The organism is Maribacter sp. MS6, assembly GCF_056839185.1.
This window is the reverse complement of sequence record NZ_CM166389.1, coordinates 2,506,011-2,521,691: the sequence shown is the minus strand read 5'-3', so window position 1 is coordinate 2,521,691 and position 15,681 is coordinate 2,506,011. Positions and strand designations below refer to the sequence as shown.

Sequence of the window (15,681 nt, the reverse complement as noted above, 5' to 3'; positions counted from 1 at the left end):
GTTTGTGGGTTTAAAAAGAAGTAGTTGAAATAGAGAAATTTACTAAATAATATGGTGAGCTCTTTATTCTTTTACTTTGTTCAGTTTCCAATGTCCTTGCCAAATATCACTTTATCTTTACACTAAATCCTTTTCTTTTGAAACCCAAACAAATAGTATTACTTGCCTCTGGTTCCGGTTCTAATGTAGAAAACATAGTTCGATATTTTGACCATGACCCAAACGTTATCATTGCCGCTGTATTAACTAACAAAAGGGATGCCAAAGTTTTAGATAGATGTAATAGATTGAAAATAAATACATTGTGTTTTAACAAACATGCGTTCACAGATAGTAATTTTATCATCAACATCCTGGCAGCGCTTTCGCCAGACCTCATTGTATTGGCAGGTTTTCTTTGGAAGATTCCACAAGAACTAGTACATGCCTTTCCGAATAAAATTATTAACATTCATCCTGCACTTTTACCAAAATACGGTGGGAAAGGTATGTACGGTAAACATGTTCATAAAGCAGTTAAAGATAATAACGAAACCGAAACTGGTATTACGATACATTATGTTAACGAAAACTATGATGAAGGCGCAATTATACATCAGGCCAAAACCACTGTTTTACCAGAAGACACACCAGAAATTATTGCGGAGAAAATACACGAACTAGAGTTTAACCATTTTCCTAGCGTGATAAAAAAGTTGTTATCCAATAATAATTAGAGAATCCAAAGCTGTCGGTCTCAGCGCAGTCCAAGACCATTTTATCAGTATGTATTTCTCCCCCCGCAACGTGATCAAAGCAAACAAATGGCAAAAAAAGTAAAATTCTATGTGGTTTGGAAGGGACAGCAACCTGGTATCCATAAAACCTGGGCCGCTTGCAAAAAGGCTATTGAAGGCTACAAAGGTGCAGAATACAAATCTTTTGAGAACCTTGCCCTAGCGCAAAAAGCGTTTAACGGCAACTATGAAGATTTTAAGGGGAAGAAAAAAAGAGAGTCCAGTTTATCGCCACAAGAACTTTTAAAAATAGGACAACCCAACTATAACTCCATTTCAGTAGATGCAGCGTCCAGCGGAAATCCCGGTATTATGGAATACCAGGGCGTAGACACCAAAACCGGTAAAAAATTATTTAGGCAAGGGCCTTTCCCGGAAGGTACCAATAACATCGGGGAATTTTTGGCTATCGTACACGGACTTGCTTTTTTGAAAGAGCGTAACAGCGAACGTATTATTTATACCGATTCTCGCACCGCCATGAGCTGGGTACGAAAGAAAAAATGCAACACAAAATTGCCAGAAACAACTAAAAATAAAGACCTGTTTGACTTAATTCGGCGTGCAGTTTCCTGGCTAAAGAATAACCAATATTCCACGCCTATCGTAAAATGGGAGACGAAGGCCTGGGGCGAAATTCCGGCTGACTTTGGGAGAAAGTGAAAACTCCAATAGTTTGGTATGATACTCAACCGTTTAACAAACAAGTATAAGCATCTCTTTCAAAAACTATCAATCTATCAAATACCAGTTTATAATGGGTAATGAAAACTGTATATTTGCAAGCAAATTTGAATAGGTATATGGGCAAGTTGGTGATTGTAGGGACGGTGGCATTTGATGAGATTGAAACTCCGTTCGGGAAAACAGATAAAATATTGGGTGGTGCAGCTACGTTTATTGGCCTTTCGGCTTCTCAGTTTGACGTAGATTCCGCTATTGTTTCCGTGGTTGGAGAGGACTTTCCACAGGAATATTTGGATTTGCTTAGTGCTAAAAACATAGATATATCTCAACTAGAAATAGTAGAAGGTGGAAAAACCTTTTACTGGAAGGGTCTATACCACAACGACCTTAATTCTAGAGACACACTAATAACCGAACTGAACACCTTGGCCGATTTTAACCCTGTGGTGCCAAGCGATTACACAGACGCAGCCGTGGTAATGTTGGGCAATTTACATCCAGGAGTACAAATGAGTGTAATTAATCAAATGACAAAACGACCAAAATTGATAGTACTGGATACTATGAATTTTTGGATGGACAATGCCTTGGACACTTTACTGGAAACCATAAAACATATTGATGTTATTACTATTAACGATGAGGAAGCTCGGCAGCTAACCGGAGAGTATTCCTTAGTAAAAGCAGCTCGTAAAATTTACGACATGGGACCTAAATATGTGGTGATTAAAAAAGGGGAGCATGGTGCTTTATTGTTTAACCGCGAACAGATATTTTTTGCTCCGGCTTTGCCCTTAGAAGAAGTTTTTGATCCTACAGGTGCCGGTGACACCTTTGCAGGAGGGTTTTCCGGTTATCTTGCCGCAACAGGCGACACATCCTTTGAAAACATGAAGAACGCGGTAATACATGGTTCCAATTTGGCATCGTTCTGCGTAGAACGTTTTGGTACGGAACGAATGGTGAACCTAGAAAAAAAAGAGGTTAACGGTCGATTACATCAGTTTAAGGCATTGACACAGTTTGAAATTGAATTACAATAAACAAGCCCCATAATTGGGGTTTTTTTGTTAGTACCTAGAATATAAAAATAGTCTTGCAAAAATACCGATAGAAAATAAATTTTGATTTAGAACTATAAAGCTTATCAAACAAAAGTAACAATGAGTGACGCTATTAAGCACGAATGTGGCATTTCTGTAATCCGTTTACTTAAGCCTCTTGAATATTACAAGGAGAAATATGGGTCTGCATTTTATGGAGTAAATAAAATGTACTTAATGATGGAAAAGCAGCACAACCGTGGTCAAGACGGAGCTGGTTTTGCCAGCATAAAATTAGACGTAGAAGCAGGTCAAAGATATATGAGCCGTGTTCGATCGTGTGAACAACAACCAATACAAGATATTTTTGCACAAATAAACGATCGAATCAACAAAGAGCTTAAAGATCATCCCGAATATGAAAATGACGTAGCATTACAAAAAAAGAATATCCCTTATATAGGAGAATTACTTTTGGGACATGTTCGTTACGGTACGTTTGGAAAGAACAGTATAGAAAGTGTGCATCCGTTCCTAAGACAAAACAACTGGATGCATCGTAACCTTATTGTAGCCGGAAACTTCAATATGACTAATGTGCACGAACTATTTGATAATCTAATTCAATTAGGTCAGCACCCTAAAGAAATGGCGGATACGGTTACGGTTATGGAAAAAATTGGCCATTTCTTGGATGATGCCGTTGCCAAACTATACAAAGAGATAAAAAAGGAAGGCTATACCAAGCAAGAAGCTTCCGCTATTATTGCAGATCGGTTAAAAGTGGGTAAGATACTTCGTAGGGCCGCTAAGAATTTTGATGGTGGATATGCTATGGCGGGCCTATTAGGCCATGGTGATGCATTCGTCCTTAGAGATCCTGCAGGAATACGGCCCGCATATTATTACAGGGATGATGAAGTGGTAGTCGTAGCTTCTGAAAGACCTGCTATTCAAACGGTTTTCAACGTACCTTATGAAGAAGTTGTAGAGCTTGATCCTGGACATGCATTAATAATTAAGAAAAACGGTACCTCTAGTATAAAAAGGGTACTAGAGCCTACTGAGCGAAAGGCTTGTTCCTTTGAGCGAATTTATTTTTCACGAGGTAGTGACAAAGAAATTTATCAGGAACGAAAAGAATTGGGCAAATTAGTTTTTCCTCAAATTCTAGCAGCAATAGATCATGATATTAAGAACACAGTGTTCTCTTATATTCCAAATACGGCAGAGACTTCGTTCTTTGGCATGGTTAAAGAAGCCCAAAATTACCTGAACAAAAAAAAGGAAGAAGAGATACTTGCCATTGGAACAAAAATAACAAGTGAACAGCTTCATGCTATTCTAGAGGTTCGTCCAAGAATAGAAAAAGTAGCAATAAAGGATGCCAAATTAAGAACGTTTATTACACAAGATGATAGTAGGGACGATTTGGTGGCGCACGTTTACGATATCTCCTATGGTTCAGTAAATAAAGGTGATAACCTTGTTATTATTGATGATAGTATTGTACGGGGAACAACACTTAAAAAAAGTATTTTGCGTATTTTGGATCGGTTGGCTCCCAAAAAAATAATTGTTGTTTCGTCAGCTCCCCAAATTCGATATCCTGACTGTTATGGTATAGACATGGCAAAACTAGAAGACTTTATTGCCTTTAAAGCAGCATTGGCCTTGCATCAAGACCATGGCACTATGAACTTGATTGATACTATTTATAAAAAGTGTGTAGAACAGGTGCAAAACAAGGATAAGGATGTCATTAATTACGTTAAAGAATTTTATGCTCCATTCTCCGCTAATCAAATTTCAAGCAAAATAGGCGAGCTTTTAAGTTCCGATGCCATAAATGCAGAGGTCCAGATCATTTACCAAACAATATCTAATTTACACTTAGCATGTCCTAAAAACTTAGGAGATTGGTACTTTACAGGTAACTATCCTACCCCTGGCGGAAACCGAGTAGTAAATAAGGCGTTTATCAACTTTTATGAGGGTAAAAATGAACGTGCCTATTAATTTAATCGATAAAAAACGTTTATTTAAGCATTTCGTCGATGAAATTAGCGCTTTAACGTTACAATAGGTAGTTTGAACGAAACAAAATTAGTTTTGAGCTTACCATAGCATAAGTAGGTTAAGTTCATGGTAAGATTTGGGGCAAAAAAGGTGGAGACTTCTCCACCTTTTTTATTTTCAGTCCATAGTGCATCGCTTTAAGCTCTCTTAGCCTTCCGCGACATCCGCCACTGGCAATCCGCAATGGCACTCCCCTTATACCTTAGAACATCCGAACCTTAAACCAGTATTACCCCTTTTCAGTTATATGTACGCATATATTTGATTTGGAGAATATAACCAGTTTCAAACTCAATAAGTCTACTACGCCATTTATCCCTAATTACTTTTGAACCTGATAATTGGGGTGTTTGACCGATACCTTTTTTTAATATAACCATGCGCCATACCTTTGAAGAACCATAGCATAAGTAGGTTAAGTTCATGGTAAGATTTGGGGAAAAGACGGGGCAATGCTCCGTCTTTTTATTTTTACCCTGTTTATGTATTTCCATCTGAATTTTCTTTCCTTGGTAGTCCTTACTTTCTCAGTCATTAGAAATTTAACAGAAGATACAAAGACCCAAAGATGCCCTAAAGCAATAATTGCCCCAAAACGCTGACGACACACTTTATAACGTTACTATTATCGTAAAGGATTTCTCCCAAAGGTATTTCAACCAAGGAATTGGATGTTTGTCCATTTCCTTTTTTTATGGTGACCGTGTGCAATACATTTGAAAAACCATAGCATAAGTAGGTTAAGTTCATGGTAAGATTTGGGGAAAAAAGGTGGAGCAATGCTCTGCCTTTTTTATTTAACTTATTCTCCTACTTTACAATAAATGAATTTGCAACAGTAAAAAGAAACTACATTTTTTTTAACATTTCTTTTTTTATTTCCCACAATACCAGTAATTTAGTCTTGCCATAGCATAAGTAGGTTAAGTTTATGGTAAGATTTGGGACGAAAAGGGTGGAGACTTCTCCGCCCTTTTCTATTTCTATTTTATACAAAAAACCACTTAAGAAAATTCCTAAGTGGTTGTAGATATATACTTTAACAAGTTTTTTCTTATCTCTTGTTATTTATTTTCAGCGTATAGTTTAGCAACTTCTTGCCAATTAATAACATTGAAGAATGCATTTACATAATCTGGTCTTCTATTTTGATAATTCAGGTAATACGCATGCTCCCATACATCTAGGCCTAAAATAGGAAATCCGCCACATCCTACTCCGGGCATCAATGGGTTATCTTGATTTGGTGTAGAACAAATTTCTAGTTTTCCTCCTTTTTGTACACAAAGCCAAGCCCACCCAGAACCAAATCTAGTTCCAGCTGCGGTACTAAATTTATCCTTAAACTCTTCAAATGTGCCAAAAGCATCATTAATAGCGTCTGCTATTGCTCCTGTAGGTTTCCCACCTCCGTTAGGGGATAAAACATTCCAAAATAAGGCATGGTTATAAAATCCACCACCATTGTTACGTACTGCACCATTATCCATATCCAAAGAGCTTAGGATCTCTTCTATCGATTTACTTTCTAAATCGGTCCCTTCAATTGCACCATTTAGTTTTGTAGTATATCCGTTATGATGTTTCGTATAGTGTATTTCCATTGTCCTTGCATCAATATGGGGCTCTAAGGCATCATAGGCATAGGGCAATTTTGGTAATTCAAAAGCCATAATTTTTTTGTTTTGTTGTTAATATTATTTTCTACTCAAATTTACAGTTTTTAACATTTACATTCCCCTAATAATTTGTTAAGAACTGTTTGATTATGCTTATTTTGCACCTAAAAGCAAGTGCAGAAAAGCTCTTTTAAAATATATAACGCCTCCGCAGGTTCCGGAAAAACCTATGCACTCTCTAAAGCGTATTTAAAAATTGTTCTTTCTTCGCCACGCAGCTTCAAGCGTATTTTAGCCATAACGTTCACCAACAAAGCGGTGAACGAAATGAAGAAACGAATTTTGGACAGTCTCTTTGCTTTTAGCAAAACTTCCTCAATTAAGGAAGCCTCCTCCTTGTTTAAAGATGTCATGCAGGAGTTAGGCATGACTCAAGAATCGCTTACTGCACTAAGTAAAAAAAGTCTTAAGGAGTTACTTCATAATTATGCGTTCTTTGATATTTCTACCATAGATAAGTTTACCCATAGGCTGATACGAACTTTTGCCAAAGACCTTAAAATTCCTCAAAACTTTGAAGTAGTCCTTGATACCGATTTGCTTTTGGACGAAGCCGTTTCTCGAGTTATCTCAAAGGCTGGAGAAGATATGGAACTTACCAAGGTCTTGATGGACTTTGCTTTGGAAAAAATAGATGACGATAGAAGTTGGGATATCGCATTTGACCTAACTAAAATTGGCAAATTATTGTTCAACGAAAATAATGTTTCCCATATAAAAAAACTCGAAAACAAATCGATTAGCGATTTTTTAACCTTACAAAGAAATATTTCTAACACCCTAGCAAACTATAAAAAAGAAATAATTTCAAACGCAAATGAGAGTCTGAATCTCATTGAAAACCATGGCTTGGTTTTTAGTGATTTTACTTCTAGTTACTTTCCAAAATTCATGATGAAAATAGCGGAGGGCGATTTAAAACAGGATTTCAAAAGCGGATGGAAACAAAATTTTGAAACGAAGCCTCTTTACAATAAATCTTGTAAAGAGCCTACAAAATCTATCTTGGATGGTCTTCACGCCCAGTTCATTAAGCTTTTTAGAGAACTAGAGTCGAAATTGATGCGATTTAACTTTTTACAGAATGCCTACAGAAACCTTGTCCCGCTTACATTGCTTAATGCGATACAAAGAGAGATAAAGAACATTCAAAAAGAAAAAGATCAGCTATCCATTTCTGAGTTCAACACCATTATATCCAACGAAATAAAGAACCAGCCTGCTCCTTTTATTTATGAACGTTTGGGAGAGAAGTATCGCCATTACTTTATAGATGAGTTTCAAGACACCTCTAAAATGCAATGGGATAATCTAATTCCATTGATAGGAAATGCTTTGGAAAGCGAGGACGAACAAGGACAAACAGGATCTCTTTTTTTAGTTGGCGATGCCAAACAGGCAATTTACCGATGGCGCGGAGGTGAAGCAGAACAATTTCTAGAATTGGCCACCTCTCTTTCCAACCCATTTTCCATTGCGAGCGAAACCCGAATACTTCCTAAAAACTATCGTAGTTATCATGAAATCGTTCGTTTCAACAACTCCTTTTTTCAAAGTATAAGTTCCTTCTTGGAACACCCAAAGTATCGGATATTTTTTGAAGAAGGAAACCGGCAAGAAACCAACCATAAAGAAGGTGGTTATGTGCATTTGTCCTTTTTGAACGATGCAGATGATTCCCTTTACGGACACAAAACAATGCATCACATTTCAACATCCTTAGCGCAAGGGTTTGATTACAAAGATATCTGTATCCTAATTCGCAAAAAAAAACATGGGGTCTCGCTGGCAAACTATCTCATGCAAGAAAATGTTCCAGTAGTTTCCTCCGAATCGCTTTTACTTTCCAGCAGTGCCAAGGTTAAATTCTTAGTATCCTTGGCAAAATATACCATGCAGCCAAACGAATCAGAACTTAGTTATGAAGTACTACAATTTTTTGCAACGACGCTAAGGGATAAGCATACCTTCATAACGACTAACTTGAATAAGCTGGACATCCTCCTTCAAAATTCTTATGGTTTTAATATAAAACTTTTTAGAGAAACTGCTATTTATGATGGTATGGAGCATGCGATTAAAGTATTTGATCTTATCCCAAAATCCGACGCCCATCTTACCGCTTTTATGGATGCTATTTTCGAAGTGCAACAAAAACATGGTGCGGACATCCAATCTTTTCTAACGTATTGGGACAAAAAAGGTAACAAGTTGAGCATTAGCACACCAGAGACCACAAATGCTGTGCAGATAATGACCATTCATAAATCTAAGGGCTTAGAATTTCCGGTGGTTATTTTCCCGTATGCTAATACCTATATTTTTGAGGAAATAGAACCGAAAATATGGACAACGGTAGCTCCCGAATCTTTTTCAGGTTTTCAAGAACTTCTACTATCCAAAAAACAGGAGATTAGGGAATATGGGGAGCAAGAAGCTTTACTATTCGATGAGGAACAGCAAAAATTACACTTAGACGCTTTTAACCTTTTATATGTAGCCCTCACAAGGGCAGAGGCATCCCTTTATATCATTAGTGAAAAAGATCTGAATAGGGACGGCTCCCACAAACCCAGTTATTTCTCTGGTCTTTTTATTCACTACCTACAATCCAAAGGGCTCTGGAACGATAACACCGAAGACTATAGCTTTGGCACACTTCCAAAAAACTTAGAGGTTAAAAACACCGAAGAATACGAACATTTAGAAATTCCTTTTGGTTATACTCACAAGAACAGACCTAGCTTTAACATACTGACAACAGCAGGTATGCTATGGGATACAGCACAGGAAGAAGCTATAAAAAAAGGAAACGCAATACACTATATTTTGGGCCTTATCCATACCGATAAAGATATTAATACCGCCGTGAAACGAGCCTTACAACAAGGTATAATACTCCCGGACGAAATATCACAAATAAAAGATAAGGTGTTACAGGTTGTTACCCATCCAAAACTAATACCTTTGTTTAATCAAGAGAACCAGGTTTACAATGAGAGGGAAATCCTCTTGGCCACCGGGCAAAAGTTAATCCCGGACAGAGTGGTCATAAGGAACAATCATGCCTCTGTAGTAGATTACAAAACGGGTAGTAAAAACCCAAAATACAAGAATCAAGTATTAGCTTATGCCAACGCCTTAACCGATTTGGGTTATACCATAGATGAAAAAATCATTGTATATATTGACAATACTATAACTGCAGAATTTATTTAACATTATTATGTACGGAAAAATCAAAGAACATTTAGAAGCTGAGATTCAACAAATTAAAGAAGATGGGTTATTTAAGGAGGAGCGTATTATCGTATCACCCCAAGATACTTCTATAAAAATAGCTACAGGACAAGAAGTTATAAACTTCTGTGCGAACAACTATTTGGGTTTGTCGTCTCATCCAGATGTTGTGCAAGCAGCGAAAGACACACTGGATTCCCATGGTTTTGGAATGTCTTCGGTACGTTTTATTTGTGGCACCCAAGACATACACAAAACACTGGAAGCCAAAATTGCTGATTTTTATGAAACAGAGGATACCATATTATACGCAGCTGCATTTGATGCCAACGGGGGAGTTTTTGAGCCTTTACTAACCTCCGAAGATGCCATTATCTCCGATTCATTAAATCACGCTTCTATTATTGATGGTGTTCGGTTATGCAAGGCAAAGCGCTATAGGTATGCCAATAGCGACATGGCAGATCTTGAAAAACAATTACAACAAGCTAACAAGGACGGTGCTAGATTTAAAATAATTGTTACAGACGGTGTGTTTTCCATGGATGGCTTGGTGGCTCCTTTGGATAAAATATGTGACTTAGCAGATAAATATGACGCACTAGTTATGATAGATGAATGTCATGCGACCGGTTTTATTGGTACAAAAGGAATAGGCACCTTAGAAGAAAAGAATGTCATGGGTCGTATAGACATCATTACCGGCACCTTAGGGAAAGCGCTAGGCGGCGCCATGGGGGGTTACACTACTGGCAAGAAAGAGATTATAGAACTATTGCGACAAAGATCTAGACCCTATCTGTTTTCTAACTCCCTAGCTCCAGCTATCGTAGGAGCCTCCATTAAGGTTTTTGATATGTTAAAAAATGATACTAGTTTAAGAGACGCCCTGCAAGAAAATACGGCTTATTTTAAAAAAGGAATCAAAGATGCTGGATTTGACATTATAGATGGGGAGTCTGCCATAGTTCCAGTTATGCTATACGATGCTAAACTTTCACAGGTAATGGCAAATAAACTTCTAGAGAAAGGAATCTATGTTATAGGATTCTTTTATCCTGTAGTACCTAAAGGCAAAGCACGAATACGTGTGCAGCTATCGGCGGCGCATACGAAAGAGCAATTAGATAATGCCATAAAAGCCTTTACAGAAGTCGGACAGGAGTTAAAAATCGTTTAAACGCGTCATTTAATCCTTCAAATGCGTTAAAAAAAATAGGAAATTGATTTTGTTAATAATATTTAACAAGTTACATTTGCAGCTAATAAACACTTAAACTTAAAAATTTGAACATGAAACATCTTAGCAAATTAATGCTTGTTGCCCTACTTGTTGTAGGTTTTAACAACGTACAAGCGCAAGACGAGAACAATCCTTGGCAAGTACAGTTCGGGGTTAACGCAATCGACGTATATCCTACTGGGGATGTAAGTTCTTTTGGTAATGAATTCTTTAATGCCAACGACCACTGGAATATTCTTCCATCTATCTCTTTCATCGGCTTATCTAAATCTGTAGGAGGCGGTTTCTCTGTTGGAGCAAGAGGTTCATTGAACAAAATAAGCAAACTTGGAGATGTATCTGTTGATGATTTGTCTCATTATGCATTAGATGGTACAATTAAATATAACTTTATTAAAAATACTGTAGTTGACCCATTCGTTGAAATTGGCGGTGGTTATACTTGGGTAGATGAAATAGGTGCTGGTACCGTAAATGGTGGTGTTGGTGTAAATTTCTGGTTTACTGAAAATGTTGGTCTTACTTTACAGTCTTCATACAAAAATGCTTTCGAAGATTATGGTGTTACTCATTTCCAGCATTTAGCAGGTCTTTCTATCAAATTTGGTGGAACGGATACTGATGGTGACGGTATATATGATAAAGATGATGCTTGTCCAGAAGTTGCTGGTTTAGAAGCTTTCAACGGTTGTCCAGATGCTGATGGTGATGGCATCGAAGACAGCAAAGATAGCTGTCCTAATGAAGCTGGATCTAAAGAGATGAACGGATGTCCAGATGCTGATGGTGACGGTGTTGCCGACAAAGATGATGCCTGTCCTAACGAAGCTGGTCTTGCTGCTCTAGCAGGTTGTCCAGATGCGGATAGCGATGGTGTTGCTGACAAAGATGATGCTTGTCCTAACGAAGCTGGTCCTTCTGCAAATAAAGGATGCCCATGGCCAGATACAGATGGTGACGGTGTACTTGACAAAGATGATCAATGTGTTGATGTTGCTGGAACTGTAGCTAACGCTGGTTGTCCTGAAGTAACGGAAGAAGTTCAAAAACAATTGAACGACTATGCTAGAACTATCTTGTTCGACACTGGTAAATCTTCAATCAAGGCAGAATCTACTTCAGTTATGGTAGATATCATTACTATACTTAAAGAGTACCCAACTGCTAAATTTACAGTTGAAGGTCACACGGACAGTGTAGGTAGTGCTAAATTAAACCAGAGTCTTTCTGAGTCAAGAGCTCTTTCTGTTAAAGAATTTTTAGTTGACAAAGGAATTGAAGAATTCAGATTATCTGCTGTTGGATATGGTGAAGACAAGCCAATCGCTACTAACAACACAAGAACTGGTAGAACACAAAACAGAAGAGTTGAAATTAACTTAGTAAAATAAGTTTCTAAAAACTAAGTGTTTTAATATTTAAAAAGCTCCGCAACTCGCGGAGCTTTTTTATTTTTACCATATGCAAACTTTCATAGAAGATGTAGTTGATAAGGTATGGGAGGAATATGCTTCCATTTCGAATATTATCTTCGTACTCCCTAGTAAACGAGCCGGCACCTTCTTAAAAGAAGCCATATCCAGAAAAGCAGGTAAAACCATATTTGCTCCTGTTGTTTACAGCATAGAGGAGTTTGTTGAAAAAGTATCCGGATTGGAATACGCAACAAATACCCAACAACTTTTTGAGCTTTACACTGCGTATCTTCAGACAGGTGACTATGAAAAGGAAACGTTTGACACATTTCTCACTTGGGGCGAAACATTACTCCAAGACTTTAATGAAGTAGATCGTTATCTCATTAATCCAAAAGCGCTCTTCTCCAATCTAAGCGATATACAGGAAATAAATCACTGGTCTACAAATACCGAACAGACCGTTCTTGTTGAAAACTACTTGAACTTCTGGAAGAATATTTTTCCTATATATTCCAGATTCAATAAAAATCTAGTAGATCAAGGAATAGGTCATCAAGGCTTGGTATACAGATACGCCTCGAAAAATCTAAATGAATATTTAAAAAAACAGTCTATTACCCATATCTTTTTGGGTTTTAACGCGCTTAATAAAGCAGAAAGCCACATCATACAAAGCATATTAAAAGAGACGCATTCAGATATCTATTGGGATATTGACCCTTATTTCTTAGCAGATCACATACATGATGCAGGCTTATTCATAAGGCAACACAAAGAAAATTGGTCTTATTTTGAAGACACCCACTTAAAAGGAACCAGTAATTACTACCGCCAGCAAAAACATATAGAAATTATAGGTGTTCCTAAAGCGGTATCCCAGGCTAAATATGCAGGAAACTTACTTGCTAATATTCATCAGCATAACCCCAAAGCTTTAAAGGATACAGCGTTAATTTTGGGCGATGAATCATTGTTAACACCTTTGCTCAACGCTATACCCAATTCCATACCTTTCGTAAATATTACCATGGGACAAAAACTGGAACTAAGTCCGTTGGCTGGCCTATTTATCGGATTTTTTGACTTACATGAGATAACAAGTACCAAAGGTTGGTTTTTTAAGGATTTTATAAGTTTTGTTACCCACCCCTTTTGCACAGCATTGTTAAACCACCATGAGATTAACTTAACAGCGATACTAAATACTATAAAGAATAGAAACTGGACATTTGTAAAACTCGAAGAATTAGAAAAACTAATAGGAAATAATCATCCCATTCTACCACTGTTATTTTCTAAAGAAAATAACAGCCCTTCGCACTTTCTAAAAAAATGTCAGGCACTCGTCACAGTTCTCAAAGAAACCTTTCTGACTGATAACAATAATTTAGTTTTAGAACAGCTTTACAAATATCACACGTTATTTTCGCAAATTGAACAGCTAATAACCAAGTACAATTATATAACCAACCTAAAAGCTCTTAAAAATCTAGTAAAACAACTACTATCCAAAGAAACCCTAGACTTTCAAGGAGATCCATTAGAAGGATTACAGCTTATGGGGATGTTAGAAAGCAGAAATTTAGATTTTGAAACGGTGGTATTGACCTCTGTAAATGAAGGCATCCTTCCCTCCGGTAAATCCAACAACTCATTTATTCCATTTGATTTGAAAATAGCACACGGGCTTCCAACCTACAAAGAAAAAGATGCTGTGTATACCTATCATTTTTATCGTTTACTACAAAGGGCTAAGACCATTTATCTCTTATACAATACGGAACCAGATGTTTTAGAAGGAGGTGAAAAAAGTAGGCTTATCACTCAACTACTCACAGAGGAAAATAGGGGCTCTATCATTGAAAAAATAGCTTCCCCTACCTTACAACCCGTTGTGGCCAACTTGGATTCCATTATCAAATCTGACGCTTTACTAGATTTGATTACTAGCTATTCTGCCAAAGGTTTCTCCCCTAGTTCATTAAGTAACTATATTAGAAATCCCATCGACTTTTACAAACAAAATTTATTGGGGATTAAGGATAGCCTTGCAGTAGAAGAGACCATTGCTGCAAATACCTTTGGCACCATCGTACATGACACTTTAGAGGAACTATACATGCCGTTTATTGGAGCAGTTCTATCCAAAGAAAATCTCATTTCCGCCAAAACAAAACTTAATGAAGCCATACACAGTAACTTTCTTAAAACCTATTTTGATGGCGATATTAGTACAGGTAAAAACTACTTGTCTTTTCATGTTATACAAAAGTATATTTCCAATTTTTTGGATTTAGAACTACAACAATTAGAACATCACCAGGTAAGAATAATAGCCTTGGAGCAAACGATGAGTATAAAATTGAATGTTAAAGGAATAGATCATCCTATAATACTAAAAGGAAAACTAGACCGTATAGATGAAGTAGATGGTATGACGCGAATTATTGATTATAAAACAGGTAGGGTAGAAAGAAAGCACGTTGAAATAATGTCATGGGAGAACATGATAGTTGATTATAAATATAGTAAAGCGTTTCAGTTGCTTTGTTACGCATATATGTACTCAAAGGAACACATAAACCAACCCATTGTGGCTGGTATTATTTCTCTTAAAAATTTAAGAGAAGGAACCCTTCTTTTTGCTCAAAAAGAAGCACCCAGGGGACCTAAAAACCATGTAATAAATTCAGAAACCCTTTCTAATTTTGAAACGGTTTTACACGAACTTATCCTCGAAATACATGACGTAGAGCAACCATTCACAGAAAAAAAGGTGTAACTATTTCTTATCTGGGCGTGTCGGCCTCACTTCTACTTTACTGGGCAATGTCCTAGGGTTCATTTGCAATAAGTCAACCACCAATGCTCCTATATCCTCTGGTTGGATTTTCCAGGCATCACTTTCGTCGGGTTTATTACTATTAAAATGAGTAGCTACTGATCCTGGCATTATAGTGGTTACCTTGATTCCGTATTTTCGCAAATCCAACATTACAGCTTGTGTAAAACCTACTACTCCAAATTTTGTTGCGTTATATCCGGCCCCAGAAGCAAAAAAATTGGTTCCAGCAAGACTAGCAACCGTCATGTAATAACCTTCGGATTGCTTTAATGCCTCTACTGATGCTTTTAAGGTATGGAAAACACCGTTAAGGTTTACATTTATCATCTGGTGCCAGTCAGCTTCCGTAAGTTTGTCCACAGGGGCAAAATGTCCAAGCCCTGCATTGGCCAAAACCACATCCAATTGTCCCCAAGTATCAAGAATATACCGCACTGCTTCTGTCTCGTCCTTCAGCACAGAAACATCTGAAACTACACCAATAACATTATCCCTATTCAAACTTTTTAAAGCAGTATCCACACTATCTTGTGTTCTTCCACTAATAGCTACCTTCATTCCAATATCCAACAAGCATTGTGCAATCCCATAACCAATTCCTTTTGTTCCTCCTGTAATATATGCTACTTTTCCTTCCATGCTCATCCTATAATTCATTTAATTAATAACTA

The 15,681-nt window shown here is 37.2% G+C and carries 10 protein-coding genes; 8 read left to right on the top strand and 2 right to left on the bottom strand.

The features are described from left to right. Positions 1-137 precede the first annotated feature (137 nt). The 4 genes from purN (at position 138) to MS6x_RS11040 (ending at position 4,525) form a co-directional block, all read left to right on the top strand. Positions 138-716, top strand: coding sequence for a phosphoribosylglycinamide formyltransferase (gene purN / locus MS6x_RS11055; protein WP_482601967.1), 579 nt, complete (start codon positions 138-140; stop codon positions 714-716). Positions 717-803: 87 nt separating this feature from the next. Beyond that, positions 804-1,439, top strand: coding sequence for a ribonuclease H1 domain-containing protein (locus MS6x_RS11050; RefSeq protein WP_482601965.1), 636 nt, complete (start codon positions 804-806; stop codon positions 1,437-1,439). A gap of 140 nt (positions 1,440-1,579) precedes the next feature. Further along, positions 1,580-2,506, top strand: coding sequence for a PfkB family carbohydrate kinase (locus MS6x_RS11045; RefSeq protein WP_482607162.1), 927 nt, complete (start codon positions 1,580-1,582; stop codon positions 2,504-2,506). Positions 2,507-2,626: 120 nt separating this feature from the next. Then, positions 2,627-4,525, top strand: a complete 1,899-nt coding sequence (locus tag MS6x_RS11040) for an amidophosphoribosyltransferase (RefSeq protein WP_482601963.1) — start codon at positions 2,627-2,629, stop codon at positions 4,523-4,525. Between the two features lie 1,124 nt (positions 4,526-5,649). On the opposite strand, the gene MS6x_RS11035 is transcribed toward MS6x_RS11040, so the two are convergent. Then, positions 5,650-6,258, bottom strand: coding sequence for a superoxide dismutase (locus MS6x_RS11035; RefSeq protein ID WP_482601961.1), 609 nt, complete (start codon positions 6,256-6,258; stop codon positions 5,650-5,652). Positions 6,259-6,378: 120 nt separating this feature from the next. Between MS6x_RS11035 and MS6x_RS11030 the strand changes: the two genes are divergently transcribed. The 4 genes from MS6x_RS11030 to MS6x_RS11015 all read left to right on the top strand — a co-directional run bounded on the left by MS6x_RS11030 (position 6,379) and on the right by MS6x_RS11015 (position 14,947). Beyond that, positions 6,379-9,483: a UvrD-helicase domain-containing protein gene (locus MS6x_RS11030; RefSeq protein ID WP_482601959.1), complete on the top strand. Its 3,105-nt coding sequence runs from the start codon at positions 6,379-6,381 to the stop codon at positions 9,481-9,483. 7 nt (positions 9,484-9,490) lie between these two features. Beyond that, positions 9,491-10,684 carry a glycine C-acetyltransferase gene (gene kbl / locus MS6x_RS11025; protein WP_482601957.1) on the top strand — a complete coding sequence of 398 codons (1,194 nt, stop codon included), beginning with the start codon at positions 9,491-9,493 and terminating at the stop codon, positions 10,682-10,684. Positions 10,685-10,797: 113 nt separating this feature from the next. Continuing rightward, entirely contained in the window at positions 10,798-12,138 is a 1,341-nt protein-coding gene (locus MS6x_RS11020) for an OmpA family protein (protein WP_482601956.1), read from the top strand. Positions 12,139-12,208: 70 nt separating this feature from the next. Further along, the gene (locus MS6x_RS11015; protein ID WP_482601954.1) at positions 12,209-14,947 is read left to right on the top strand and encodes a PD-(D/E)XK nuclease family protein; all 2,739 of its coding nucleotides are present in this window, start codon (positions 12,209-12,211) and stop codon (positions 14,945-14,947) included. Here the strand turns inward: MS6x_RS11015 and MS6x_RS11010 are convergent, their stop codons facing one another. Further along, on the bottom strand, positions 14,948-15,655 hold the full coding sequence (locus MS6x_RS11010; RefSeq protein ID WP_482601952.1) for an SDR family oxidoreductase: 708 nt from the start codon (positions 15,653-15,655) through the stop codon (positions 14,948-14,950). It abuts the gene before it with no gap. Between the last annotated feature and the right edge of the window lie 26 nt (positions 15,656-15,681).